The organism is Arthrobacter sp. 05T423 (genome assembly GCF_056396245.1).
Map to the genome: position 1 here is coordinate 242,266 of NZ_JBFTLC010000001.1, position 25,304 is coordinate 267,569.

The window sequence follows — 25,304 nt, forward strand, 5'->3', positions numbered from 1 at the left end:
GGTGCAGCGCTGAACGACGCGGTGCGGAGAGGTCCTTCAGTGACGATTACCAAGGGCGGCCAGCCCGCAGAAGAATCACCGACGCCTGCCGCCGGCGGCGGCAGCTCCAACGGAACCGGCGAAACTAACGGAACCGGCGGGACTAATGGAACGAACAGTGCCCGCCGGACCAGGCGTGCCCGGGGCAAGGATCCGCGCATCTCCGCGATGACACTGTCGGGACTGCTTGCGCTGGGCCTGGGGGTGACCGCTGCAGTTCTGCCGGTGCCGTATGTGGTGGAATCGCCCGGGCCGACGTTCAACACGCTGGGCAGGGAAAATGCGACGCCGGTGATCAGCGTTTCCGGGCGCGAGACGTTCCCGGCCAAGGGGAACCTGGACCTCACCACGGTCTATGTCGACGGCGGCCCCAACGGTCCCGTCAGCGTCTTTGAGGCGTTCTCGGCCTGGCTGGACGGCTCGAAGGCTGTGTATCCCGAGGAACTGATCTTCCCGACGGGTGTGACCAAGGAGGAATCGCAGCAGGAGAATGCCGTGGCCATGGCCACGTCGCAGGAGAACGCCGTGGCGGCGGCCCTGAAGGGGCTCGGCATTTCCTACGTGCAGAAGCTCGAGGTAGCGGACCTGTCCGAGGCTTCGGCCGCGCAGGGCAAGCTGCAGGCGAGGGACATCTTCATCTCCCTTAACGGCAAACCGGTCACGTCATTGGCCGTAATCCAAGACGAACTTGCCTCCGGAAAGGGAAAGCCCGCCGTCGTCGTCGTCAGCCGGGACGGCAAGCAGGTTACCGAAACCGTGACGCCGGCGAAGAACCCGTCCGGACGCTACATCTTGGGCGTACTGCTGCAATACCGCTTCACTTTCCCGTTCGACGTGAAAATCTCGCTGGACAAGGTGGGCGGCCCGAGCGCCGGCATGATGTTCGCGCTGGGCATCATGGACACCCTGACGCCTGGCGATCTCACCGGTGGAAAACACATAGCCGGGACCGGCACCATCAGCCCGGACGGGGTGGTGGGTCCGATCGGCGGCATCGCGGTCAAGATGCACGGTGCCCGGGCCGACGGCGCCACCATGTTCCTGGCACCGGCAGCGAACTGCGCCGAGGTTGTGGGGCATATTCCGGACGGGCTGCAGGTGGTCAAAGTGGAAAACCTGGGCGAGGCAAAGTCCGCCGTGGAGCTGGCCGCCAAGGGCGCCGACACGTCGGGACTTCCGGGCTGCACCAACAACTAGACTAAATCGAGGAACTAAGGGTCAGGTCCGCTCGTGGCACTAATTGACAGCCGGTGCCGGCGCTATGCGTGCCCTCCACTGAAAACTTAAAATTAAAGAACAGCAACTGACAAAGCTATGAGGTACGAGTTGTCCCGTCCTGCCAGCCCCACCCCGCCCGGAAAACCCCAGACAAGGCGCGGTGCCTTGACGCCCACGCTCATCGTCGTTGCGCTGGTTGTTATCGGCTTCATCTTCTTCGCCAATGTGTGGACGGACGTCCTGTGGTACCAGCAGCTTGGCTACTTCCAAGTGTTCCTGACCGAGAACCTGTCGAGGATCGCCATTTTCGCCATCGGCTTCCTCATCATGTTCGCGGCCGTGTTCTACGCGATCCGCATCGCCTACCACGCCCGGCCCGTATATGCGCCCGACTCCGAAATCCGGGATAACCTCAACCGCTACCAGGCGCAGCTGGAGCCGGTGCGGCGTGTGGTCATGATCGGGCTGCCCGTGCTGTTTGGGCTCTTCGCCGGCAGCGCCGCCTCCAGCCAGTGGCAGAAGGTTCTGCTGTTCTTCAATCAGGAGTCCTTTGGCCAGAAGGATCCGGAGTTCGGACTCGACATCGGCTTCTACCTAATGACGTTGCCGTTCCTCGGCTTCGTCACCGGGTTCCTGATCAGCGTGGCGATCGTGGCCGGCATCGCGGGCATCCTGACGCACTACCTCTACGGCAGCATCCGCATCATGGAACGCGGCATCTTCACCAGCCGCGCAGCACAGATCCACCTCGCCGTCACCGGCGCTTCCTTCCTGATCCTGCTGGGCATCAACTTCTGGCTGGACCGCTACTCCGCCCTTCAGAACAGCGGCGGCCGCTGGGCCGGCGCACTGTACACCGACGTTAACGCCGTGATCCCCACGAAGGCGATCCTGGCCGTGGCTGCGGCCCTCGTCGCCATCCTCTTCATCGTTGCCGCCGTCATCGGCAAGTGGCGGCTTCCGGTCATCGGCACAGCGATGCTGGTCATCACCTCCATCCTGGCCGGCGGCGTCTACCCCTGGGTCATCCAGCAGTTCCAGGTCCGCCCGTCAGAGCAGACCCTCGAACGGAAGTACATCGAGCGGAACATCGGCATGACCCGGGCAGCCTACGGCCTGGACCAGGTGAAGGTGGAGCGCTACAACGCCACCACAACTACCACCCAAGGCGCCCTGGCCCCGGACGCGCAGACCACGGCCAACATCCGGCTCCTGGATCCGAACCTGATCTCGGATGCCTTCTCGCAGCTCGAGCAGTTCCGCCCTTACTACCAGTTCCCCAAGGCGCTCAACGTCGACCGGTACCTGGTGAACGGCAAGATGCAGGACACGGTCATCGCCGTGCGCGAGCTGAACCCGGACGGCCTCGCCGCCGACCAGCAGTCCTGGCTGAACCGGCACGTCGTCTACACCCACGGCTACGGTGTTGTTGCCGCGAAGGGCAACAAGTTCACGGTCGACGGAAAGCCGGAATTCCTGCAGTCCGGCATCCCGTCCACCGGCGTCCTCGGCACCGACACGACCTACGAGCCGCGCATCTACTTCGGCGAGGACTCCCCGGAGTACTCGATCGTGGGCGCACCGGAAGGCGCAGCCCACCGCGAGCAGGACCGTCCGGCGTCGAAGGAAGGCGGCGAGACGCAGTACACCTTCACCGGAAATGGCGGCCCGAACGTAGGCAGCTTCTTCAATAAGGTCCTGTACTCGATCAAGTTCCAGTCCTCGGACTTGCTGCTGTCCGACGGCGTGAACGACGCCTCCCAGATCCTGTACGACCGCAACCCGCGCGAACGCGTGCAGAAGGTGGCTCCCTACCTGACGGTCGACGGCAATGCCTACCCCGCCGTCGTTGACGGCAGGGTCAAGTGGATCGTGGACGGCTACACCACCAGCCAGTATTACCCGTACTCGCAGCAGGAGCAGCTCTCCGACGCCACCACGGACTCGCAAACCACCGCCGGCCGCAACGTGGCGCTGCCCAACAGCTCCGTCAACTACATCCGCAACTCGGTCAAGGCCACCGTGGACGCCTACGACGGTTCCGTCACGCTCTACGCCTGGGATGACCAAGACCCCCTCCTGAAGGCGTGGCAGAAGGTGTTCCCTTCCACCCTGAAGCCCTACTCGGAGATGTCCGCCGCGGTCATGAGCCACGTCCGCTACCCGGAGGACCTGTTCAAGGTGCAGCGTGAGCTGCTGGGCCGGTACCACGTGACGGACCCCGTGAGCTTCTACAAGAACGACGACGCCTGGAGCGTTCCGAACGATCCCACCGTGTCCCAGGAAGTCAAGCAGCCGCCGTTCTACATGTCCCTGCAGATGCCGGACCAGAAGACCCCGGCGTTCCAGCTGACCTCCTCTTACATTCCGCAGGTAGTGAACAACAACGCCCGCAACGTCCTCTACGGCTTCCTCGCGGCCGATTCGGACGCGGGTTCGAAGAAGGGCGTGAAGGCGGAGAGCTACGGCCAGCTTCGGCTCCTGCAGGTTCCGCCGGAAGCCCAAGTGCCCGGCCCCGGGCAGGCGCAGAACAAGTTCAACTCCGATCCCACCGTGTCCCAGGCGCTGAACCTGCTGCGGCAGGGTGCATCGGATGTGCTCAACGGCAACCTGCTGACACTGCCCGCCGGCGGCGGCATGCTCTACGTCCAGCCGGTGTACCTCAAGTCCACGGGTGAGACCTCCTACCCGACGCTGCAGAGGGTACTCGTGGCCTTCGGTGACAAGATCGCCTTCGAGCCCACCCTGGACGAGGCCCTCAACAAGCTGTTCGGAGGCCGGTCCGGAGCCAGCGCCGGAGACTCGCCAAATAACGGCAAGACACCCACCGGCACTGCGTCCACGCCTCCGTCAACAAGCACGACGGATGCCAAGGCCGCGCTGAAGGCAGCCCTGGATGATGCGAACGCGGCCATCAAGGCGGGCCAGGACGCGCTGGCCAAGGGTGACTTCGCGGCGTACGGCGAGCAGCAGAAGAGGCTGTCAGCGGCGCTGAAGAAGGCGCTTGACGCCGAGGCAAGGCTTGGCAGCACAGGCACCGCCAGCAGCCCGACGTCGCCGTCCGCGACGCCGACGCCGACGCCCAGCAGCTGACTTACCGCTACTGCCCAATCGAAGGCCGGTCCGTTCCCCGCAAGGGGAACTGGGCCGGCCTTTCCCGTAAGAGTGAGCCTGGGTTGCCCGAGACGCAGATCACGTCGCCTGGATTTGGCCTCCTGTTCACCGGCCGGTAGAGTAGTTCTTGCGACGCGGGGTGGAGCAGTTCGGTAGCTCGCTGGGCTCATAACCCAGAGGTCACAGGTTCAAATCCTGTCCCCGCAACTGGAGAAAAAACCCGGATCACCAGATGGTGGTCCGGGTTTTTTGCTGTCTGCGGAGCGAATGTCGACGGCCCCGGCGTGGTCGAATCGGCCGTGGTCAAAGCCGCCTCGAAAGTAGGGTATTGTTGATCAAGCGACGCGGGGTGGAGCAGTTCGGTAGCTCGCTGGGCTCATAACCCAGAGGTCACAGGTTCAAATCCTGTCCCCGCAACCAGAAGGAAGCCCTGGCCACAATGTGGCCGGGGCTTCCTGCATGACCGGAGCATTTGTTCATGTGCTCAGGGTTCCTAGTATTCTCTATTCGCAGGGCCCGGAATTCCTGGCCGGTGCACCGCGTGCCCACACTGGTCAGTCATTCTCGAGAGGAACGTGTAGCTCGATGTCCACAACGAAGAACAAGTCCGGCACCGCCAGGGGCAAGCGCGCCAGGCTGTACTGGGCGGTGCCTGCGGCGCTCGTGGCCCTCGTGCTGGTGGTGCTCCTCGCAAAGTGGATTACCGGCCTGACTGCCGTTCAGTCCTTCATTGCGGACTACCCGGGGCAATCGGAGCTTCCCGCCGGCGCCCCCGTCGGCTTCCCGGCCTGGCTGGCCTGGCAGCATTTCCTGAACGCCTTCTTCCTGCTGCTCATCATCCGTTCGGGCTGGCAGGTCCGCACCACCACCCGCCCCGGCGGCTACTGGACTCGGAACAACAAGGGGTTCATCAAGACCAGGACGGCCCCCACGAAGATCAGCCTGGAACTCTGGTTCCACCTCACGCTGGATGCGCTGTGGATCCTGAACGGGATCGTCTTTGCGATCCTGCTCTTCGCCACAGGCCAGTGGACACGGATCGTCCCCACGTCCTGGGATGTTTTCCCGAACGCCGTCTCGGCGGCCCTGCAATACGCCTCCCTGAACTGGCCCACGGAAGACGGCTGGATCAACTACAACGCCCTGCAGCTGCTGACCTACTTCGTCACGGTGTTCATCGCTGCTCCGCTGTCCTTCATTACCGGCCTGCGGATGTCCGCCGCGTGGCCCAAAAAGGCTGCCGGGCTGAACAAGGCTTTCCCCATCGAAGCCGCCCGTGCGGTCCACTTCCCGGTGATGATCTACTTCGTGGCCTTTATCGTGGTGCACGTGTTCCTGGTCCTGGCCACGGGCGCGCTGCGGAACCTCAACCACATGTACGGCGGCAGCGACGACGTGAGCTGGGTCGGTTTCTGGTTCTTCGCCGGCTCAGTCGCCGTCATGGTTGCGGCCTGGTTGCTGGCCCGGCCACTGTTCCTTCGCCCCATCGCGTCCCTTATGGGCAAGGTCACCAACCGCTAGCTGCCGGCGGTTCACCTGCCTCGTTTCTTACCCGTCCTTGAGCCGCTGGTAGGTGTCCAGGGCCCGTTCGCGTGATTCCTGCAGGCCCACCAGCGGTTCGGGGTAGCCGGGAGCCGCCGCCGCGTTTTTCCATGGCTCGTGCACCGCCCGGTCATCCAGGTCGGCCAGTTCCGGGATGTAGCCCCGCAGGTAGCTGCCTCCGGCGTCGAACTTCTTGCTCTGCGTCACCGGATTGAAGATGCGGAAGTACGGCGACGCGTCCGCGCCCGAGCCCGCCACCCACTGCCAGTTGGCCGGGTTGTTCGCCGCGTCGGCGTCTACGAGGGTGTCCCAGAACCAGGCCTCGCCCACGCGCCAGTCCGCAAGCATGTTCTTCACCAGGAACGACGCCGCGGCCATCCGGACGCGGTTGTGCATCCAGCCGGTCTGCCACAGCTGCCGCATGCCGGCATCCACCAGAGGGTAGCCCGTGTGCCCCTGTTGCCAGGCCTCCAGCTCGGCGTCCGACGGCGTTTGCCAGGCAAAGTTGTCGAACTCCCGGCGGTAGTTTTTCGTTGCCAGGTCCGGATTTTCGTACAGCAGCTGCCAGCAGAATTCACGCCAGCCCAATTCGCTGCGGAAGATCCCGACGTCGGCCGGTGCGTGCCGGGGGAAGCGTTCCCGGAGGGAATGCCAGACGCGGAAGGGACTGATCTCGCCGAAGCGAAGGTGCGGTGAGAGACGGCTGGTGCCTTCGACGCCCGGCAGGTCCCTTCCCCTGCCGTAGTCCTCCACGGGGCCGTCCAGGAAATCCGCCAGCCGGTCGTGGGCGCCGTCCTCGCCCGGGGTCCAGGTACTGGCGAGGCCGCCGCTCCAGTCCGGCCGGCGGGGGAGGAGCCGCCAGCTGTCCAGGCTGTCACCTGCCGGTGGGCGGCCGGACGTTCCTGCTGCGGGCCGCGGCAACTGCTCCGGTGCATCGGCTGGCAGCCGCGGTTCGGTTCCGGCCAGACAGGAACGCCAAAATGGTGTGAAGACTTTGTACGGCCCGCCTGAGCCCGTGCGCACCGTCCACGGCTCGAACAGCAGGTTTGCCTGGAAGCTGGCGGCCTCGACGCCCTGCCCGGCGGCCCACTCCTTGATGCCGGCGTCGATGGTCCGCTCCGGCTGGCCGTACCGCCGGTTCCACAACAATTTTTCGGCGCCGGTCTCAGCGGCCAGCTCCTGGATGACCGAAGCGGCGGCGCCCCGGCGCAGCAGAAGCCGTGACCCGCACGCTTCGAGGCCGGTGGCGAGGGCGGACAGGGAGTGGTGAAGCCACCACCTTGCCGCAGCGCCCAGCGGGCGGATGCCGGGGGAGTCCTCGTCGAGGATGTAGACCACCGTGACGGGATCCGGCAGTGCGGCCGCGGCGGCGAGGGCTGGGTTGTCGTCCAGGCGCAGGTCGTCACGGAGCCAGACAATGGTGGAAGCCATGGATTCACGCTACACGTCCCGGAGACGCCAGAGGCCGGGATCCGTGGAGGATCCCGGCCTCGTTAGGCGTCGAAGACTACAGCTTGTCGAAGTCTGCCTCGTCCACTGTGGAGGAGGACTCCGACGCCGCGGTGCCCCCGGCCCCGATGGCCGGCTTGGCGTTGCCTGACTTCAGTGCAGCGAGCCGCGCGTCGATCTCGGTCTGCTCGCCGAGGTCCTCGAGCTGGTTGAACTGGGCATCGAGGCTCGAAGCGGCAAGCTCCTGCTGGCCGCGTACCTTGGCCTCTTCGCGCCGGATCTTTTCTTCGAAGCGGCCCACCTCGCTGGTGGGATCCATGAAGTCGATGCTGCGCAGCGCGTCGTGGACCTGGGACTGCGCGGCCGCTGTCTTGGAGCGGGCCACCAGTTCGTTGCGCTTGCTGGTGAGCTGGTTCAGCTTGTTCTTCATCTGGTCCAGGCCGGACTTGAGCCGGTCCACCACGTCGCTCTGGGAAGCAATGTTGGGCTCTGCGGCGCGGGCTTCATTTTCCGAAGACATCTGGCGCTGCAGGGCCACTTTGGCCAGGTTGTCGAACTTCTGGGCGTCGGCCGCGTTGCCGGCTCCGCGGAACTCATCAGCCTTGCGGGAGGCGGCCAGGGCTTTGTTGCCCCAGTCCTGCGCGTTCTTGATGTCCTCGTTGTAATCGTCCTGGAGCATGCGCAGGTTTCCGATGGTCTGGGCCACCGCGGACTCGGCTTCGGCAATGTTGTTGGTGTAGTCCCGGACCATCTGGTCCAGCATCTTCTGCGGGTCCTCGGCCTGGTCCAGCAAGGCGTTGATGTTTGCCTTCGCCAGCTGCGCCATGCGCCCAAAAATGGACTGCTTAACCATGGTGTTACCTTTCGTCCTGCTCCGTATGTGCCACTGAGTTCAGTGAACAGTTGATGTGTCGCGTCCGCCCGCCGGCCCGGTAACACGGGCCGGCGCCGAGTTTTGCCAGCTAGAAACTGCCCGAGTCCCCGCCGCCGAAGTCGCCGCCGCCGAAGTCTCCTCCGCCAAAGTCCCCGCCGAAGCCGCCGGAGTCCCCGCCCCAGCTGCCGCCGTCGCCGTGGCCGCCACCCCAACCGCCGCCGCTGCCGCCGTTGAGGATGGAGTTGATGAGGATGCCGCCAAGTATTGCGCCGCCCAGGCCGCCGCCTCCGCCGCCGCCGAACATGCCGCCGCGGCCGTATCCTTGGCCGTACCCCTGGTTGGCGTAGCCGAAGCTGTCGACGTCGGACTGGGCCAGTTGGGCCGCCTGGGCGGCCAGTGCGTGCGCCTGCTGTGCGTAGGTCAATGCGGTCACGGGGTCAGTGCGTGAGATGGACAGAGCGTAATCGAGGTTGCGCTGTGCCTCTGCCAGCCGGGTCCGGGCCTCGGTGCCTACGCCGCCGCGGCGGGCGGTGATGTAATCCGACGTCGCGCTGATCTGCGCCTGGGCGGACATGATGGTCTGCTGCAGAGAAGCCTGCGCCCTGCGCGCCTGCTCCTGCTGGTCCCGGATGCCGCCCAGCGCCTGGTCGAGGGCCTGGTGCGCCGACTCGACCCGCTCCAGGGTGGCGATGGGGTCGATCTTGCCGCTCTGGATTTCGCTCTTCACGCGGGCGAGGGCCGCTTCGACTCCTGCCACGGGCCCCTCAAGCTCCGGGTGGGTGCCGGACTGGATCATTGCCCTCGCCTGGGCGAGGTCCTGGGAGGTGTCAACAACAGCGGACTCCAGGCCCTGGCGGGCCGAGTCCAGATTGCCGGCCACCTTGGAGATTGCGTCCAGCAGCACGTTTGTCTGGTGCAGGCTCTCCTCTGAAGCCCGGACGGCTACGGCAGCGAGGCTGCTCTCTCCGGAAGCGAGCTTTTCACGCGCGGTGGCGCTGGCATTCTGCACGAAGGCCAGCCGCTCCTTGGCCTGCAGGATGTTGTCCGAGATCTGGGCGAGGGCGCTGTCCGCGTACTTGCCGCGCAGTTCGGCCAGGGTCTGGTCAGCGCGGGCAATCTTCGCATCAGCCTCCGCGGCGCCGGCGTCCACTGCCGCGAGGGCCTGCGGTGAATTCTTCTCGAGTTCGCGCAGCGAGTCGAAGTCGGCCTTCTGCTCCTGCAGCGATGCCAGGGCGGCCTCCGACCGGCGGATGATTTCGCCAAGCCAGCTGCGCTGCTGTTCTTCGGTATCGGGGATGTGGTCGTCCAGCTGCTGCTGCAGCTTGAACGACTCGGACATGTGCGCCTTCGCCTCCTGGAGCGCCTTGGTGAAGTTGCCCACCGCTGCTTCCCCGTATTGCGCCTCGGCGAAGCCCAGTTCCTGCTCGCTCGACTTGATCGCGTCGTCTGCTTCAATCAGCAGTGAGCCGCTCTTCCGGCGCAGCTCTTCGATGCTCATGCCGGCGAGGGGATCGAGTTCGGCACCCTGCGGGCCGTAGCTTGCGCTGGAGGCCTGGCCGGCCTTCTTGCGCCTGTTGCGCAGGTAAAGGTACGTGCCCGCGCCACCGGCGGCCACGACGCCGGCACCAACCAGGATGCCCGCACCCGCACCGCCACCCGAGGGGACAGTACCGTTTCCGCCGCCTGCGGCGTCGCCGATGGCGGCCGCGGTGTCAATGGCGGCCTGGGCGAAGTCCCTCTTGCCGCCGCCGAGGTTGGCCGCGATCGCGTTCTGCGTGATGTTTCCTGTCTTCGAGGCTATGGAGCTCGCCGAGTTGGGAGCGAAGTAATAGCGCCCCTCAGTGGAGATAGCCAGCAGTACATCCGCCCTGCCCATGCCCTTATTGGTGGCCACAGCCTGTCCCCATGACTTGGGGTCAGCCGGGTTTCCGAAAGACTTTACGGTGACCACGTACAGGTTGTATTTGTGGTCCTTGAGGAGCTTCTGGATCGAGTCCTCAACTTCGCCCTTGCGGCTGCCGAGGACATTTGCGTCGTCCACGATGTTTTGGCCGGAAGGGATGGATACCGGATCCTCGGCCCAGGCTGCCGCGGCCGGAGCCGCCAGCATTACCGTCAGGCCGATCACGGCGAGAACACGTTTCAACATTGACCGCATGGCAACCCTTCAGCACGCCGCGGCTGGTTCGGGACGAACAGCCGTCACAGAATGCAGCAGCGCCCCCACGCCGGGTGTAAAGCCGCAGGTCGCTGTGGCAATTCTTCTTGATTCTATGGTGCACCAGCGGCACCGTCCACGGCGGGGAATATGCCACCAGCGAAAAGCGCTGGAGACGCTGGTATCCGTCCAGAAGACTGGCAGGAACCCCGCCACGGAGCCCATTCAGGAACCTCCCAGCAAACGTCCGTATTAGTACCAGTCGTATCGTCCATAGTTAATACAGACGAGGATGAAAGGAAGTCCAATGACTGAGCACCCAGTACCGGGCGCAGCACCTGAGAACCGAGATCCTTCAGGGCGCCCTGTTGATCCGACCCCTCGGCCTGAGCCCGCCGAGGGTCTCCAGCCTCCTGCACACCAGGGCGGCGAATATCGCAGCGCAGACGGTTCCGAGAACCCCACTGCCCGCCTGGACTCCAACAGCAACCCCACCATGCCGCTGTACCGGCCCGCGCAGGCAGAAGGCCAGCACCATGAGGGCCAGCCATACGGCAGCCCCGCGGAGAACCGCGAACAGCAGCAGCGTTCCGGCGGTCCGCACCCCGTCTACCCCCAGCGCGCCCCCTTCTACGGGCAGCAGTCGGGGCCGGCAACGCAGCCGACCGCTACCCAGTACTCCCAGCACAACGCCCACACCGCCGGATACCAGGACAGCCGCGCCAGCCAGCCCAAGCGCAAGGCGACGTTTGGCGTGGGCACCCTCGTGGCGAGCATTCTGGCGGCAGGCCTCGTGGGCGGCGGCGTTGCGACCGTCGGTTCCGGCAACCTGTTCGACGCCGGCACTGCGCCGGCGGTCAGTTCCGGCAGCCAGCCCGGAACGGTGATCGTCAACAACCAGGACTCGGTCAACGAGATCACGGCGGCGGCCGTCAAGGCATCGCCGAGCGTGGTGACCATCAAGGCCACCAGCGGCGGCGAGGGCGGTACCGGCTCCGGAATCATCCTCGATGACCAGGGCCACATCCTGACCAACACCCACGTGGTCACGCTGGACGGCGCCACCGCGAACGCCGACATCCAAATCCGCACGAACGACGGCCGCGTCCTGACCGCCAAGGTTGTCGGGACCGACCCGCTCTCCGACCTCGCGGTCATCAAGGTGGACAACCCGTCCGGCCTGACTCCGGCAGCGCTGGGTGATTCCGGCAAGCTGAACGTCGGGGACACGGCGGTGGCCATCGGCTCGCCGCTCGGCCTTACCGGCACGGTGACGGACGGCATCGTCTCCACGCTGAACAGGACCATCAGCGTGGCGTCGTCCGCGGCCCCAAAGGGCGGGACGGACAGCTCCCAGGGAGGCGGCCAGGGCTTCGAATTCGCTCCTCCGGACCAGGGCCAGGGGCAGGGGCAGAGCTCGGCCAACAAAGGATCGATCGCCATCAACGTCATCCAGACGGATGCGGCCATCAACCCGGGCAACTCCGGTGGTGCCCTGGTGAACAGCAAGGGTGAAGTCATCGGCGTCAACGTCGCGATCGCCTCGGCCGGCGGCAGCTCCGCAACCGGCGGAACAGGCAACATCGGCGTGGGCTTCAGCATCCCGATCAACAATGCCAAGCGCGTGGCCCAGGAAATCATCGACAACGGCAAGGCCACCCACGGCCAGCTCGGCGTGAGTGTCCAGGCGAAGTCCGCATCCGATGCCGGGTTCTCCACGGGAGCCGACGTGGCCACGGTGGAGCAGGGCTCGGCGGCCGCGAAGGCCGGGATCAAGGTGGGCGATGTGGTGACGCGCTTCAACGACCTGGCCATCAGTGACCCGAACCAGCTGACGGCAGCCGTCCGCGAGCAGCCGTCCGGCTCCTCGGTAAAGGTCACGGTCCTGCGCAACGGCCGCGAGCAGCAGCTGGACGTGACGCTCGGCGCAGCCGCAGAGCAATAGGCAGCCGCGGAGCAGTAACCTGCGCCCAGCAGGACGGCGGGCCGCACCTTGGGGGTGCGGCCCGCCGTCGTCGTCTCCGGCCTCCGGCAAGGCCTCTGACACAGGCGTTAACGGGACGTCATATGTCGGGCCCAATATGGTTAGCTAGGAGCTACCCGTATCCCGGGCGTTCCACGGCCACGACCTCACCCGGCTGGCTATCCACAAGCACGGAAGGCTGCTGTAAATACAGTGGAAGAGACATTGAAGATCGTCGTCCTGGTCAAGCATGTGCCGGACGCCCAGTTCGACCGGCACCTCAGCGGCGAGGGCCATACCACGGACCGCGACGAAAGCATCCTGTCGGAACTGGATGAGTACGCCCTGGAAGCCGCGCTGCAGCTGGCCGAGGCCCGCGGCGGCGCCAAGGCCGGCAACAAGGTGATCGCCTTGAGCATGGGACCCGCAGGTGCCGTGAACGCCGTCAAGAAGTCCCTGCAGATCGGTGCCACCGAAGGCGTGCACCTCACCGACGCGGCACTCGCCGGCTCGGATGCGGCCGCCACTTCCCTTGCGCTCGCGGCTGCCGTCCGCCACCTCGGCGCGGACACCCCCGTGGACCTGGTGCTGACCGGCATGGCCTCCACCGACGGCGAGACCTCCCTGGTGCCCGCGCAGCTCGCCGAGCGCCTGGGGCTCCCGCAGGTTACCTTCGCCTCTGCCCTGGACGTCGACGGCGGACGTGTCACGGCCCGCCGCGACGCGGACACCCACTCCGAAACTGTCGAGGCGTCCCTGCCCGCCGTGGTTTCCGTGACCGACCAGATCAACGAACCGCGCTACCCCAATTTCAAGGGCATCATCGCGGCCAAGCGCAAGAGCATCACCACCCTGTCCCTGGCTGACATCGGAGTCGATTCCTCCGAGGTGGGCCACGCCGGATCCTGGACCCGGGTGTCGGCGGCCGAGGAACGCCCGCCGCGCACTGCCGGCACCATCATCACGGACGACGGCGACGCCGGCATCAAGCTGGTTGACTTCCTGGCCGCCCAGAAGCTGCTCTAAGAGGACTCCACAACATGGCAAACGTACTGGTATTCATTGACAACCCCGGGCAGGCTCTGAAGAAGAGCAGCCTGGAACTCCTCACCATCGCCCGCTCCCTGGGGGAGACTGCCGTGGCGGTCAACGGCGAATTGTCCGACGACGTCGCCGGTACCTTGGGCGCATACGGCGCGGCCACCGTCTTCCGTCCGTCCGCAACCGATCTCGACGATTACCTCGTCGCGCCGAAGGCTGCGTTCCTGGCTGCCGTGGCGGACAAGTCCGGTGCCACCACCGTCCTGCTCGAGAACTCGCCCGAGGGCAAGGAAATCGCGGCCCGACTGGGCATCCGGCTGAGCGCCGGCGTCATCACCGACGTCGTCGCGGTTGACGCCGACGGCACCGCCCACAAGTCGGTGCTCGCTGGTTCATACACCACGACGGCGAAGGCCACCACGGCGGTCACCGTGCTGTCCGTCAAGGCCAACACCGTGGACCCCGAGCCCGCGACGGCCCCCGGTGCTCCCGAAACCGTGACCGTTGACGCCCCTGCCGACGCAACCGCGGCTGCGGCCCGGATCACCTCCCGCGAGCAGAAGGTCGCCAGCGGCCGCCCCGACCTCACCGATGCGCGCATCGTGGTGGCCGGCGGACGCGGCCTCGACGGCGACTTCGGCCCCGTGGAGGAGCTGGCGGACGCACTGGGTGCGGCCGTGGGCGCCTCCCGCGCGGCAACAGACGCCGGCTGGATCAGCCACGACGCCCAAGTCGGCCAGACCGGCAAGACCGTCTCGCCGCAGCTCTACATTTCCGCCGGCATTTCCGGCGCCATCCAGCAGAAGGCCGGCATGCAGACCGCCAAGGTGATCGTAGCCGTGAACAAGGACGCGGAATCGCCCGTGTTTGAAATCGCGGACTTCGGCATCGTGGGCGATCTCTTCCAGGTGCTGCCGCAGGCGACGGAAGAAATCAAGAAGCGCAAGGGCTGAATCCTTGACCCTAAACGCTGCACCAGCGCAGAGCCCGTTCAATCCGGAACAGCACCGGATTGAACGGGTGCTCTGTTTCTCCGCCCACCCCGACGACATCGATTTCGGTGCCGCCGGCACCGTCGCCGCCTGGACGGCGGCCGGCATCGAGGTCAGCTACTGCATCATGACCGACGGCGACGCCGGTGGCTTCGACCCGGCGCAGCGGGCCGAAATCATCGCCCTCAGGGCGGCCGAGCAGGAACGTGCCGCTGCCCTCGTTGGCGTCACGGACATCCACTACCTGCACCAGCGGGACGGGTACCTTGAACCGAACCACGAGGTGATGCGCGGAGTGGTGAAGCTGATCCGCGAAATCCGGCCCGACGTCGTTCTTTCCATGCATCCGGAACGCAACTGGAACCGCATCCAGAAGAGCCATCCGGACCACCTGGCCGTGGGGGAGGCGGTGACCCGTGCCATCTACCCGGCCGTGGAAAACCCCTTCGCATACCCGGACCTCGCCGAGGCCGGCCTTGAGGCCTTCAAGCTTCCATGGCTGTGGCTCTACGCCAGTCCGGACGAGCGGGAAAACCACTTCGTGGACGTCTCGGACCATGTGGACAGCAAGCTCCAGGCGATCCATGTGCACGTCAGCCAGCATCCCGACGCCGAGACCATGGAAGCCACCGTGCGGCGCGGCATGCGGGTAAACGCCGAGCGCGCCGGCCTGCCTGCGGGACGGAGCGCCGAGGCGTTCCACGTGGTCATGGTCAACGGCCCGGGGACCATTGCCGGCTTCTAGCTACGAGTATTGTCAGCCTGTTTCTCCAGGCTGTGCTTCTACCCTCCGGCGGAGTTGAGCTGCGACGCCGCGTAGGCCTTGATTCCCTCCAGCAGGTAGGTGGCGAGGCCTGCGCGGCTCTTGTCGTAGAAGGCGGTGAACCGCGGATCCTCGACATACATCCGGCCCAGGCCAACGTAACTGTCCGCATCCGGCGTCCAGCTGACACAGACCCAGCGGTAGTGGCGGCCGACGGCGTCCTGCACCCTGGCGTCGTCCGCCGGCAGGCCGGCGTCCAGGCACCGGGCGAGCTCCTCGTTGATCGCCCCGGCCTCCGCCAGAAAGGCCTGTTTGTCGGCAGCGCTCAGCGCGGCATGCCGCGCCTTGCTGTTCTCAACCGCCTTATCGCCCCACCGCTGGCGGGCCTCCTCCTCGTAGGGGTTGGTGTCAAAATCCTTGAAAATTGCCTCGCCTGACATGGCGTCTCCTTGCTGCAGTGCCGATATGGTTGCCGCCACGGTCCTGGCCATCCGGTCCAGGCGGTCGCGCTCGGCCAGCAGCCATTTCTGGTGCACGCCCAGCGCATCCACCTGGTCTGCCTGGCCGTCCAGAACCTGGCCAATGGTGTCCAGCCCAAGGCCAAGTTCGCGGAGAAGCCGGATCCGCTGAAGACGCAGCAGTTCAGGCTGCGTGTAGTAGCGGTAGCCGTTGTGCCCGGTGTAGGCAGGCGGCAGTAATCCCAGCTGGTCGTAATGCCGAAGGGTTCGGGACGAGATCCTGCTCAGCTTCGCCAGCTCGGCGATGGACCAGCTCCGGAGTTCTTCCTGCTTCATGCTTCCAGCGTAGAAGTTGACGCAGCGTCAACGTCAAGCCTGATTTCGGCGTCAAGCCTGAGGTACTGCCGCGGGATCAGGCGTTCAGCGGGGCGGCAGCCACGGTCGGCAGAGTCGGGGTAGCCGATCCGCCGGCAGGCTCAACGGTGATGCCGAGTGCGGCCGCGGAGCCGATGCCCTTGACCAGGGCAGGTTTCGACAGGGCCTCCGCATCCATCAAACCCTGCGAGACGGGGGTGGAGCCATCCTTCGGAATCAGCCACATCTGGTAGACCTTGCCCGCGGGCGGCGGCGGTACATCCTTCATCCGCACCACCAGCGCGTCATGCGATGGCGAGATGGACACCGTTGCCGTCCCTCCGCCGTTGACGTTGACAGTCGCCTGCCGCGCGTCCTGCGCCTCGATGACCTGGTTGAAGGGATCGTTCTGGTTTGCCACATACGCCCCGATCCCCACGCCGCCGAGCGCAATCACGGCAGCAGCCGCAACGCCGATCAGCCAGTTCCGGAGTCCGGCCGGCCGGCGTCGTGCCTCACGGCGCTGGCGGGCAGCGGAAAGTTCGTCTGCAGCGGGGGCCGGCTCCGCCGTGCCATCCAACGCAATGTTTGCCTTGGCGGGCTCCGGCGCCGGTGCAGCAGCGGGAATCTGCCCGACAATCCGGGCGAACAGGTCCGCGGGCGGCTCCTCCTCGGCTGTGAAGGAGACTGCCAGGGTCTCCCTGGCCTGGCGGACACGTTCGTTGAACGATGCGCGTTCCGCCTCGGGAGCACCGCTGACGTAGGCGTCTATGGCTTCCCGCTCCGCGTCGCTGACGGCGTTCAGGGCGTAGATCTCGGCGAGCTCAACCGCCCGGCCGGCCGCGAGGTCGGTGGAAATGTCGGCAGCAAATGCCCTGGGCAGCTGGCGCCCGCGGGAATCATTCGTATCGGTCATTGTCAGCTCACCCCCAGGCAGGTCTTGAGTCGGATCAGTCCGTCGCGGATGCGGGACTTGATGGTGGGAATGGCCGCGTTCAGCTTTTCAGCCACTTCGCGGTAGGTCAGGCCGCCATAGTAGGCGAGCCGCACTGATTCCTGCTGCGTCTCGGTCAGGGTGTCCAGGCACCGGACCACGGCTTCGGCCTCGAGCCGGGTGTCCACCTCGTCCGACACCGAGTCGTGGTCGATGTCCTGGCTGTTGGCGCCGTACTTGGCCTCACGGTCGCTCGCGGACTGCGAGGAACGGACCTTGTCCACGGCGCGCCGGTGCGAGATGGTCATGAGCCAGGCCAGCGCGCTTCCGCTCGCCGGATCGAACCTGGCGGCGTTTTGCCAGACCTGCAGGAAGACCTCCTGGGTGGTATCCTCGCTGAGCTCCGGGTCGATCAGCACCCGGCGCGCCATGCCGAACACCCGCCGCGATGTCAGCCGGTAGAACTCCGCGAAGGATGCCTGGTCGCCGTCGGCAATCCTCTCCAGCAGCTGTGCCAGCTGCTGGTTAAGGTCGACGGCGGTGCCGGGCGGCGCGGGGGCGTCAAAGTTCGGCGCGTTGGGAGTTTCCATCACTCTCAAGCATAGGTGGACTGCTGGCCGGTGCTGCACACCGTTTCCGGCGAGGGCAGCATCGTGCCGGGCAAAACGAAATTCCGTGTTACCCGGTTTAAGTGCTTTCACCTGCCGCTCCTTACGCCCTGTTGACCTGCACGCCCAATGGCTGTGCTCAGGAGTGATTCGGTGCGGAGATGGCCTCGGATGGGTGGCTGTGCAGCAAGGCTCTCAAAGCTGTGCGCCGGTAAAACCCTGCTGGCGCCAGGCCTCATAAACGGCGATGGATGCCGCGTTCGCGAGGTTCAGTGACCGCAGCGAGGGCAGCATGGGCAGGCGGACCCGGGACGTGACGTGGGGATCGCGCTTGACGTCGTCCGGCAGGCCCACCGACTCAGGGCCGAACATCAGGACATCACCCGGCCGGTAGGCGATGTCGGTGTAGGACACCTCGCCATCAGAGGTGAAGGCGAAGACACGCTCTGGCTGTAGTGCCTCCCAGGCCGCCTCGATGCTGGGGTGGACGGTGACCACGGCAAGGTCGTGATAGTCCAGGCCGGCGCGGCGGAGCTTGGCATCGGAGAAGTCGAAACCAAGGGGCTCCACGAGATGGAGTTCGGCGCCGGTGATGGCGGCGAGTCGGATGGCGTTGCCTGTATTGCCGGGAATTTCAGGCGTATGGAAGAGGATGCGGAACACGCTTCCATCCTAGCGTCGGGAAACCCGGCGCAATCCGGGCCAGACTCAGTGCGTGTCCAACGCAGGGCTCAGTGCATGCCCCTGAGCAGCCTGGCGAGCACCGGGACGTTCACCGTGTTGGGTGCTGGACCGGAGGACAGGAAATCCTTGAGCCCGCGGGCAAGGCCGGCGGCATTGACCACCTGCACAATGTCGGAACCGCCGCGGGAGCGGCGGTGGCGGTCGATAACGGGCTCGTGGAGGTTGCCGTCCGGACTGTGGACAACGGTCCACCCGGTCACGTTGAGCTCGGGAAAAATATCCTGCATCCGCCGGACCACCTCGGCCAGCTGCGGCGGGGCAATGGACCTGCCGCCGTGGTTCAGTGTGCTTCCATCCCATGCGTAGGCCCCCTTGGGCAGCAGCATGGAGCCGATCAGCGCAAGCCGGTAGCCTGAGAGAAGCGCGTGGTCAATGTGGCTGTTGTCTGCCGGCGACTGCAGGCCATTGATCAGGCGTGCCGCCGGGATCGCCGGCAGGACCTGCCTGCTGATCAGCTGTACCGTGCGCAGCTCGCGCTGGATCCTGGCTTCTGCGCCGAAGATGCCACGTTTTCTCGGCGTGCCGTGGACCTGCAGGCCGGCCAGCTCCGGGGGGAGGAGCGGGACAGCGCCGGGCGTGTCAAAGGGCGGTACGTAGACGGGCGCATCGCCGGACGTGTTACGCGGCATTCCCGGCTTGTGGATCGTCGCCGAGGCGTGGCTGCCGGCAGCCGGGGCGTCGAAGTGCGCTTCGCCGCCGTCCGGGCGGCCCCTGCGCGGGCTGGTCGCGTACGAACGGTCATAGGCGGCCCTACGCTGGGGGTCGATGAGCGTTTCATAGGCAAGGGTGACTTGGCGGAACGTCGCGGCGTCGCCTCCGTGATCGGGATGCGAAGCGCGGGCAGCCTTGCGGTAGGCCACCTTGATCTCCCTCTCCGTTGCGGTCACCGCCACGCGGAGCACTTCGTAGTGGGAACTGCTGCCCTTGGTCAAGCATGGTCCTTAGGTCGTTGTTGCCGGCGTGCATGCGCGGCCGGTGTGCCAAGCATATAAGCCGGTGTTGACGGTCTTCTGGGACAACGACCGCGGCACGTGCGCCGGTTCCCGCCGGCGGAAACCCCGGTGGAAACCTAGGACGTCTAGACTTTTCGGAATGAGAGTTCGTACGGGTCGCGGTGGTGCCCGCCATGCATACGCGATGGCGGCAGCTGCTGCAGTCGCTGGCCTGCTCGGCGGCTGCAGCATCGGTGTCCCCGATCCGGCCGCTCCAAGCAGTTCACCTGCCACCAAGGGGTTGGCCACGCCGACCATTACCCCAGGCCACGACGCCGGCGCGGTGGCCGCCCGCGACATGCCCTTCTCGGCTGGCGCCACGCTGGCCCGCGGTGTTCCCGTCGGGCTGTCGGAGGACCTTGCCGAAGCGCCGCAGTGGAAACAGCTGATCAGTAACGCCGGCGGTGCCAGCCGCTATCAGAAATCCGACGGCTGCCAGGTTTCAGCCGGGGTGCGCCAGAACCAGTGGCCCCTGGTGGCGGGTGATGACAGGGAGTCGACAGCCGCGCTGTTTGCCTACCTGGACCCCACCATTCTTCCGGCATACTTGAAGCCGGCATCGCTGCGCTGGGGCAGTGAGCGCGGAAAATCCGGGCGGGTCTTGGATGTGCTGGTCCTGGAACGTACTGCCAATGCCGCAGGCCAGAAACCGGGGAGGGCCACCGCTGTCCTCGCCCGGGTTTTCGGTACCGCGGGCTCGTCCGTCTACGTGACGGCGTCGTGCCCGCGGGCGGCGGCGCTAGCCGCCGCCCGGGCAGATATTGCTCAGTGGCTCACGGTGGTTCCGCCAGGCTGACGGGCGGCTGCGGCGGTGGCCAGCCGGTTAAGGGCCAGCGCGCCCACGAACAGTCCGAAGTCGCGCAGGGCAACGTCGTAGAAGCTGCCGAGGATGAGCAGGTTCACGATGATCCCCAGGAGCCAGGCGGCCACCACCAGCGAACCTATCCGAGGCCGGAGGGCCACCAGGAGTCCGGCAAGGATCTCAACGACGCCCACGGCATACATCACCGTCTGCGCAGGCAAGTGCAGCGTATCCGGAACCATCGGTGCGAGATAGCCGGTCCAGTCGGTCAGGAGGTTGGTGAATTTGTCCAGTCCGAACAGGATGGGCGCCACGGTGAAGACGGTGCGCAGGAGCAGGAACGCCTGCCGCACCGTGTCCGTCGCGAGCGTGTGCGGGTTCGCGGACTCCTTTAGTGATGCTGTTTTCATGGTAAAGCTCCCTTCTAAAAGTAGATAGTTTGATTTTAGAACCACATGGCCTTCTTAAGCAACGGATCTTGTTTTTAGAGTTACGCTGGATCTATGAGCCGCCCAGCTGAGAACCGCGAATCGAAGACCACTCTTCCGTGGACCGGCCGCCTGGCCGCCCTGGCCTCACTGGGCGACGCCAGCAGGCGGCGCCTTTTCGAATATGTAGCTGGCTCGCCGTCGGCTGTGGGGCGGGATGATGCTGCGGCTGCCCTGGGCATGCCGCGGAGTACGGCATCCTTCCACCTCGACAGGCTGGTCCGTGACGGGCTGCTCGCCGTCGAGTTTCGCAAGCTCGGCGGAAAAGCCGGCCCGGGGTCGGGCCGCCCGGCGAAGCTGTACCGCCCGGCGCTGGAAGAGGTTGGCGCGTCGGTTCCGGAACGGAGTTACGACCTGGCCGGAGAGTTGATGGCAACCGCCATTGAATCCTCCATAGCCGACGGCGGAGGGGTGCGCGAGGCGTTGGCGGATGCCTCTTACTCCCGGGGCCGTGCCTTGGGCGGAAAGGGAGCATCTCTGGATGAAGTGCTCGGCAGCATCGGCTACATGCCTGAAAAGGACGGCGATGGGGGAACCGTCCTGATGAACTGTCCCTTCCACCGGCTCGCTGACGGGCACACGGACGTGGTGTGCGCCATGAACGGAGCATTTTTGAGTGGTGCTGCCGCTGCCTGCGGAGTGTCAGAGGAGAAAGTGGTGGAGGACCGGACGGCCGGGCGCTGCTGCGCCAGGATCCGGCCATGACCACAACTGACACCGTGCCGCTCCGGAAATCCGGCGGCGTCTAGAATTTAAGCGTGCCTGTTTACCTGGACCATGCCGCCACCACGCCCATCGCCGCCGAAGCATTGGCTGCGCTGACGCGCGAGCTGTCCCGGACCGGAAACCCCTCGTCCCTTCACGGCTCAGGCCGCCGGGCGCGGCGCTCCGTCGAGGATGCGCGGGAAACCCTGGGCGCCGCGGCGGGCGCCCATCCGTCGGAGGTCATCTTCACCTCGGGCGGCACCGAAGCGGACAACCTGGCTGTCAAGGGCCTGTATTGGGCCCGGCTGGCGGAAGACCCGCGCCGGCGACGGATCCTGTGCTCCGCCGTCGAGCATCATGCCGTGCTGGACACCGTTGAGTGGCTGGAACGCCACGAAGGTGCCGAGGTTTGCTGGCTGCCGGTTGACCAGGACGGCGTGCTGGACCTCGAAGCGCTGCAGGCCGAACTGCTGCGGGACCCGGAGTCCATTGCCCTGGTGACGGTCATGTGGGCCAACAACGAGGTGGGGAGCATCCAGCCCGTCCACCGCGTGGTGGAGATCGCCCACGCCGCCGGCGTCCCGGTCCATTCCGACGCGGTGCAGGCCTTCGGCTCGCTCGCGGTGGATTTCAGGGCCTCCGGGCTGGATGCCATGTCCATTTCCGGCCACAAGATCGGCGGTCCCGTCGGCGTCGGTGCGCTCATCCTGGGGCGGGCAGTGAAGCTCACGCCGGTGCAGCATGGCGGCGGGCAGGAACGCGACGTCCGCTCCGGGACGCTGGACACGGCATCCATAGCCGCCTTCGCCGCCGCAGCTGACACGGCTGCCAGGAACCTCCAGGCCGAGGCGGCGAGGATTTCCCGGCTCCGCGACCGGCTGATCGCGGGAGTCCGTGGCGCGGTTCCGGCAGCCGTGCTTCGGGGCCCGGAGGGCGAGGGGCGCCTGCCCGGCAATGCCCATTTCACATTCTCCGGATGCGAGGGCGACTCCCTGCTGTTCCTCCTGGACCTTGCCGGCGTCGAATCGTCCACCGGCTCCGCCTGCACTGCGGGTGTCCCGCGCCCGTCCCACGTCCTCCTGGCCATGGGACTGGACGAGGAGACGGCGCGTGGCGCGCAGCGCTTCACCCTGGGGCATCCGTCGACGGAAGCGGACGTGGACGCACTCCTCGCCGCCCTGCCCGCCGCCTATGCCCGGGCGCGTCAGGCCGGCATGGCCGGCCACGAATCCTCCATTCAGACTGCTGCCACCGTTGCCCGTCAGGGTTTCTGAATCAGCTGGTCGAGCGGAACGGTTTCGTCGGCCAGCCTCTCGGCAGGCACCTCCACCCGGGCGGAGATGAGCGCCTTGATGGACTTCTGGGCGCTCGGCTTGAGGGACCTCGGCCAGTTGACGCTCATGCCTGCCACAACCCGCCCGTCCTGCTGCCAGAGCGCCACGAACTCCTTGCTCTCCAGTGATCCGCGGATGACTGGAGACGCCTTTGCGGCGAGGGAGGGAAAGCCAGAGTATTCCATGCTGACGTCGAACTGGTCGGTGTAGAAGTAGGGGATCGTGTCCAGGGCAACGTCCTGACCGAGCATGGCTTTCGCTGCCACCTTGCCGCCGTTGAGGGCATTGGACCAGTGTTCGCTGCGGTGGTGCTCGCCCGTGAACGGATGCAGGGCATTTGCGGCGTCCCCGGCGGCGAAAATGTCGGGGGCGCTGGTGCGCAGCGAGGAGTCCGTGAGGATACCGTTACGGACTTCCAGCCCGGCGGCGGCGGCAAGCGCCGTCTCCGGAACCACTCCCACCGCGATGACCACGATGTCCGCGGACAGGAGTTCGCCGTCGTCGGTCATCACGCCTGTCACTTTTCCATCTTGTCCGGTGATCTCCTTGGCCGAGGCGGGCAGCCGGAAGTGGACTCCGTTGTCCTCGTGCAGGGAGCGGAAGAAGCTGCCTAGGTCCGGGCCGATGGCGGCGGCGAGCGGGATGTCCTCAAGCCCGAGCAGGGTGACCTGGTTGCCGTAGGTGCTTGCCGCCGCCGCCAGTTCCATGCCGATCCAGCCGGAACCGATGAGCACTACGTTCTTGCCGCCGGACGCCAGCTGGTCCCGCAGGCGGCGGCTGTCATCGAGCGTGCGGAAGGTGCTGACGCCATCCAGCCCCGCCCCGTCTATCGGCAGCGCCCTGGGTGTTGCTCCGGGTGCCAGCAGCAGGGCGCCGTAGCCCTGGACTGACCCGTCCGCGAAGCGGACAGTGTGGGCTGCCGGATCAACCGACGCCACCGGGGCGCCGAGCCGGAGGCTGACATTGTTCTCGGCATACCAGGCCTCCGGCGCAACCTCGACGGCGTCCTCGCCGGCTTTGCCGAGCAGGTATTCCTTAGAGAGCGGCGGCCGGAGATAGGGGTGGTGCAGCTCGGTCCCGGCGATGGTGACGGTCCCGGTGTACCCTTCGGCGCGCAGGGTGCGGGCCGCCGTCGCTCCGGCCAGCCCGGCGCCGGCGATGATGATGCTGTCAGGGGTCATGGCGCTACTCGATTCGCACGGCAGGCCAGTGGCCCGCATTCTAAAAACGGTATACGTGACTTTAGAAGGACCTGCGGGAGCTGTCAAGGAAATTTAGGCCCTGATTCCGGCGGCAAGTAGAATAGTTCGGCAACCCGTGCGTCATGGGGCCAATCCAACAGAAAGCCATAATGCGAGTTCTAGCAGCCATGAGCGGCGGAGTTGACTCCGCCGTCGCAGCCGCCCGCGCCGTCGAGGCGGGGCACGACGTCGTCGGCGTTCACCTTGCGCTGTCGCGGATGCCGGGTACCCTGCGCACCGGCAGCAGGGGCTGCTGCACCATTGAAGATTCGCGCGACGCCTGGCGGGCCTGCGACGTGCTGGGGATTCCCTACTACGTATGGGATTTTTCCGAGAGGTTCAAGGAGGATGTGGTCCAGGACTTCATCGACGAGTACGCCGCCGGCCGCACCCCCAACCCCTGCATGCGCTGCAACGAACGCATCAAGTTTGCCGCCCTGCTCGAAAAGGCGATCGCCCTCGGGTTCGATGCTGTGTGCACGGGCCACTACGCCAAGGTCATTGAGGACGCCGACGGGAACCGCGAGCTGCACCGCGCCGCCGACTGGGCCAAGGACCAGAGCTACGTCCTGGGCGTGCTCACCCACGAGCAGCTCAAGCATTCCATGTTCCCGCTCGCGGACACCCCGTCCAAGGCGGAGGTGCGCGCCGAAGCCGAACGGCGAGGGCTGTCTGTGGCCAACAAGCCAGACAGCCACGACATCTGCTTTATCCCGGACGGCGACACCGCCGGCTGGCTCGCGGAAAAGATCGACATGACCACGGGCGACATCGTGGATGAGACCGGCGCCAAGGTGGGCGAACACCCCGGGGCGAACGCGTTCACCGTCGGACAGCGGCGCGGGCTCAAGCTGGGCCGGCCGGCGGCGGACGGCAAGCCGCGGTTCGTGCTGCAGATCCGGCCCAAGGAAAACAAGGTGGTCGTGGGGCCCGAAGCCCTCCTGGCCATCGACGAGATCCGCGGCATCAAGGTTTCCTGGGCCGGACTGCCCATCGACGAGGTCGGCTCCGGTGCCGACTTTGACTGCCACGCCCAGGTCCGCGCACACGGCGACCCCGTACCTGCCGGTGCCCGCATGGAGCGGGTTGCCGACGACGCGGGGATTGTACGGGACAGCCTCGTAGTGGCCCTGAAGGATCCGCTGCGCGGCGTTTCGCCCGGCCAGACCGTGGTGCTGTACCAGGGAAGCAGGGTCCTCGGCCAGGCGACCATCGACGCTGCGCGGTCCCTGCAGCGGGCCCAACTTTGACCGTGCCCCGGATACTGCTCCGGTTACCGGAGTGACAGCGGCCGGCGGGTTTTCCGCCGGCCGTTTTTGTTGCCATTTCCCGGTTCCCGACCGTTCGGTCAGCGGATGGCACTTCCTTCTGGTAAATTTTGTGTCTCAACTCACACGATGCAATGTTTCACCGGGCAACCTTCTGGTTGAATCAGAGGCATCAGCGGGCTGCCCGCAAACGAGTCAGATCGGGCACCCCGCGCGTACTCAT

21 protein-coding genes and 2 tRNA genes are annotated in these 25,304 nt (G+C 66.1%); 13 read left to right on the forward strand and 10 right to left on the reverse strand.

Going from position 1 to position 25,304, the window contains the following annotated elements; translation table 11 throughout:
- Window positions 1–39: 39 nt before the first annotated feature.
- The 5 genes from AC1DFE_RS01195 (at window position 40) to AC1DFE_RS01215 (ending at window position 5,892) form a co-directional block, all read left to right on the forward strand.
- Complete coding sequence (locus tag AC1DFE_RS01195) at window positions 40–1,236, forward strand: YlbL family protein (protein WP_476904100.1); 1,197 nt, start codon at window positions 40–42, stop codon at window positions 1,234–1,236.
- Window positions 1,237–1,365: 129 nt separating this feature from the next.
- Complete coding sequence (locus tag AC1DFE_RS01200) at window positions 1,366–4,350, forward strand: UPF0182 family membrane protein (RefSeq protein ID WP_476904370.1); 2,985 nt, start codon at window positions 1,366–1,368, stop codon at window positions 4,348–4,350.
- 154 nt (window positions 4,351–4,504) lie between these two features.
- Window positions 4,505–4,578 (forward strand) — tRNA-Met (locus tag AC1DFE_RS01205).
- A gap of 136 nt (window positions 4,579–4,714) precedes the next feature.
- Window positions 4,715–4,791, forward strand: a tRNA-Met gene (locus tag AC1DFE_RS01210).
- Between the two features lie 165 nt (window positions 4,792–4,956).
- Window positions 4,957–5,892, forward strand: a complete 936-nt coding sequence (locus tag AC1DFE_RS01215) for a cytochrome b/b6 domain-containing protein (protein ID WP_476904101.1) — start codon at window positions 4,957–4,959, stop codon at window positions 5,890–5,892.
- 27 nt (window positions 5,893–5,919) lie between these two features.
- On the opposite strand, the gene AC1DFE_RS01220 is transcribed toward AC1DFE_RS01215, so the two are convergent.
- The 3 genes from AC1DFE_RS01220 to AC1DFE_RS01230 all read right to left on the reverse strand — a co-directional run bounded on the left by AC1DFE_RS01220 (window position 5,920) and on the right by AC1DFE_RS01230 (window position 10,394).
- Complete coding sequence (locus AC1DFE_RS01220) at window positions 5,920–7,344, reverse strand: cryptochrome/photolyase family protein (RefSeq protein ID WP_476904102.1); 1,425 nt, start codon at window positions 7,342–7,344, stop codon at window positions 5,920–5,922.
- Window positions 7,345–7,420: 76 nt separating this feature from the next.
- Entirely contained in the window at window positions 7,421–8,215 is a 795-nt protein-coding gene (locus tag AC1DFE_RS01225; RefSeq protein ID WP_476904103.1) for a PspA/IM30 family protein, read from the reverse strand.
- Between the two features lie 109 nt (window positions 8,216–8,324).
- Window positions 8,325–10,394: a TPM domain-containing protein gene (locus AC1DFE_RS01230; RefSeq protein WP_476904104.1), complete on the reverse strand. Its 2,070-nt coding sequence runs from the start codon at window positions 10,392–10,394 to the stop codon at window positions 8,325–8,327.
- A 307-nt stretch (window positions 10,395–10,701) separates the two neighbouring features.
- On the opposite strand from AC1DFE_RS01230, the gene AC1DFE_RS01235 reads away from it, so the two are divergent.
- The 4 genes from AC1DFE_RS01235 (at window position 10,702) to AC1DFE_RS01250 (ending at window position 15,135) form a co-directional block, all read left to right on the forward strand.
- Entirely contained in the window at window positions 10,702–12,339 is a 1,638-nt protein-coding gene (locus AC1DFE_RS01235; RefSeq protein ID WP_476904105.1) for a S1C family serine protease, read from the forward strand.
- A 243-nt stretch (window positions 12,340–12,582) separates the two neighbouring features.
- Window positions 12,583–13,383: an electron transfer flavoprotein subunit beta/FixA family protein gene (locus AC1DFE_RS01240; RefSeq protein WP_476904371.1), complete on the forward strand. Its 801-nt coding sequence runs from the start codon at window positions 12,583–12,585 to the stop codon at window positions 13,381–13,383.
- A 14-nt stretch (window positions 13,384–13,397) separates the two neighbouring features.
- Window positions 13,398–14,351 (forward strand): electron transfer flavoprotein subunit alpha/FixB family protein, encoded by a 954-nt coding sequence (locus tag AC1DFE_RS01245; RefSeq protein WP_476904106.1) that lies wholly within the window; start codon window positions 13,398–13,400, stop codon window positions 14,349–14,351.
- A 4-nt stretch (window positions 14,352–14,355) separates the two neighbouring features.
- Complete coding sequence (locus tag AC1DFE_RS01250) at window positions 14,356–15,135, forward strand: PIG-L deacetylase family protein (protein ID WP_476904107.1); 780 nt, start codon at window positions 14,356–14,358, stop codon at window positions 15,133–15,135.
- A gap of 38 nt (window positions 15,136–15,173) precedes the next feature.
- Here AC1DFE_RS01250 and AC1DFE_RS01255 read toward each other — a convergent pair whose 3' ends face one another.
- The 5 genes from AC1DFE_RS01255 to AC1DFE_RS01275 all read right to left on the reverse strand — a co-directional run bounded on the left by AC1DFE_RS01255 (window position 15,174) and on the right by AC1DFE_RS01275 (window position 19,183).
- On the reverse strand, window positions 15,174–15,947 hold the full coding sequence (locus tag AC1DFE_RS01255) for a MerR family transcriptional regulator (RefSeq protein ID WP_476904108.1): 774 nt from the start codon (window positions 15,945–15,947) through the stop codon (window positions 15,174–15,176).
- 76 nt (window positions 15,948–16,023) lie between these two features.
- Window positions 16,024–16,881, reverse strand: a complete 858-nt coding sequence (locus AC1DFE_RS01260; protein WP_476904109.1) for an anti-sigma factor — start codon at window positions 16,879–16,881, stop codon at window positions 16,024–16,026.
- A gap of 2 nt (window positions 16,882–16,883) precedes the next feature.
- The gene (locus AC1DFE_RS01265) at window positions 16,884–17,489 is read right to left on the reverse strand and encodes a sigma-70 family RNA polymerase sigma factor (RefSeq protein ID WP_476904110.1); all 606 of its coding nucleotides are present in this window, start codon (window positions 17,487–17,489) and stop codon (window positions 16,884–16,886) included.
- A gap of 213 nt (window positions 17,490–17,702) precedes the next feature.
- Window positions 17,703–18,170 carry a tRNA (cytidine(34)-2'-O)-methyltransferase gene (locus tag AC1DFE_RS01270; RefSeq protein ID WP_476904111.1) on the reverse strand — a complete coding sequence of 156 codons (468 nt, stop codon included), beginning with the start codon at window positions 18,168–18,170 and terminating at the stop codon, window positions 17,703–17,705.
- 68 nt (window positions 18,171–18,238) lie between these two features.
- Complete coding sequence (locus tag AC1DFE_RS01275) at window positions 18,239–19,183, reverse strand: J domain-containing protein (protein WP_476904112.1); 945 nt, start codon at window positions 19,181–19,183, stop codon at window positions 18,239–18,241.
- A 205-nt stretch (window positions 19,184–19,388) separates the two neighbouring features.
- Between AC1DFE_RS01275 and AC1DFE_RS01280 the strand changes: the two genes are divergently transcribed.
- Window positions 19,389–20,039 (forward strand): hypothetical protein, encoded by a 651-nt coding sequence (locus tag AC1DFE_RS01280; protein ID WP_476904113.1) that lies wholly within the window; start codon window positions 19,389–19,391, stop codon window positions 20,037–20,039.
- Here AC1DFE_RS01280 and AC1DFE_RS01285 read toward each other — a convergent pair.
- Window positions 20,009–20,455 carry a DoxX family membrane protein gene (locus tag AC1DFE_RS01285; protein WP_476904114.1) on the reverse strand — a complete coding sequence of 149 codons (447 nt, stop codon included), beginning with the start codon at window positions 20,453–20,455 and terminating at the stop codon, window positions 20,009–20,011. The genes AC1DFE_RS01280 and AC1DFE_RS01285 overlap by 31 nt on opposite strands.
- A gap of 93 nt (window positions 20,456–20,548) precedes the next feature.
- On the opposite strand from AC1DFE_RS01285, the gene AC1DFE_RS01290 reads away from it, so the two are divergent.
- Both AC1DFE_RS01290 and AC1DFE_RS01295 read left to right on the forward strand, forming a co-directional pair.
- Entirely contained in the window at window positions 20,549–21,238 is a 690-nt protein-coding gene (locus AC1DFE_RS01290; RefSeq protein ID WP_476904115.1) for a helix-turn-helix transcriptional regulator, read from the forward strand.
- A 53-nt stretch (window positions 21,239–21,291) separates the two neighbouring features.
- On the forward strand, window positions 21,292–22,512 hold the full coding sequence (locus tag AC1DFE_RS01295) for a cysteine desulfurase family protein (protein ID WP_476904116.1): 1,221 nt from the start codon (window positions 21,292–21,294) through the stop codon (window positions 22,510–22,512).
- On the opposite strand, the gene AC1DFE_RS01300 is transcribed toward AC1DFE_RS01295, so the two are convergent.
- Window positions 22,500–23,753 (reverse strand): NAD(P)/FAD-dependent oxidoreductase, encoded by a 1,254-nt coding sequence (locus AC1DFE_RS01300; protein WP_476904117.1) that lies wholly within the window; start codon window positions 23,751–23,753, stop codon window positions 22,500–22,502. The two genes, AC1DFE_RS01295 and AC1DFE_RS01300, sit on opposite strands and share 13 nt — an antisense overlap.
- 170 nt (window positions 23,754–23,923) lie before the next feature.
- Between AC1DFE_RS01300 and mnmA the strand changes: the two genes are divergently transcribed.
- A complete protein-coding gene (gene mnmA, locus AC1DFE_RS01305) occupies window positions 23,924–25,063 on the forward strand; it encodes a tRNA 2-thiouridine(34) synthase MnmA (protein WP_476904118.1) in 1,140 nt (379 codons plus the stop codon).
- Window positions 25,064–25,304: the final 241 nt, after the last annotated feature.